This window comes from Gluconobacter sp. P1D12_c (assembly GCF_018812105.1).
Classification (GTDB): Bacteria; Pseudomonadota; Alphaproteobacteria; order Acetobacterales; family Acetobacteraceae; genus Gluconobacter; species Gluconobacter oxydans_A.
This window is the reverse complement of sequence record NZ_JACSIQ010000345.1, coordinates 1-493: the sequence shown is the minus strand read 5'-3', so window position 1 is coordinate 493 and position 493 is coordinate 1. Positions and strand designations below refer to the sequence as shown.

The following is a 493-nucleotide window of genomic DNA, read 5'->3' as shown; positions in this document are numbered from 1 at the left end:
TTACGAGCCTTCTGTCGATGATAGCGAGATCACGATACATTTTACACTCAGCCAGGATGACTTCGATCTGATCGCAACCCGCCGCGGAGAAACCTCCCGATTGGGTTTCACGATGGTCATGCTCTACATGCGCTGGCCGGGACGGGTGCTGGAATCTGGTGAAACACCACCGGCTCCCATTCTGTCATTTGTTGCGCGGCAGCTCGACCTGTCCCCTGGGCTCTGGTCCCATTAAGGCCGGCGGGACGAAACCCGTCGATCCCCGCTGGCCCACCTGATGCAGCGTTATGGCGACCGAACCTTCGATCGGGCTGCATTTCATGACATTACCGGTTTCGCTATGCCAATTGCACATCATGTGACCCAGCCATCCCGCATGGCTGCGATCCTGATTGACGAGATGCGTCGCCGAAGCATTCTCCTGCCGTCGGTCACTGTCATTGAAGCCTTGGTGCGCCGTGCTCGCCAGCAGGCCGATCACCTTGTCCATGAC

Annotated in this window: 1 pseudogene; it reads left to right on the top strand. The window is 58.0% G+C overall.

What is annotated here, in order from left to right:
• A pseudogene (locus tag KP705_RS17100) lies at positions 1–493 on the top strand (DUF4158 domain-containing protein); the annotation flags it as partial.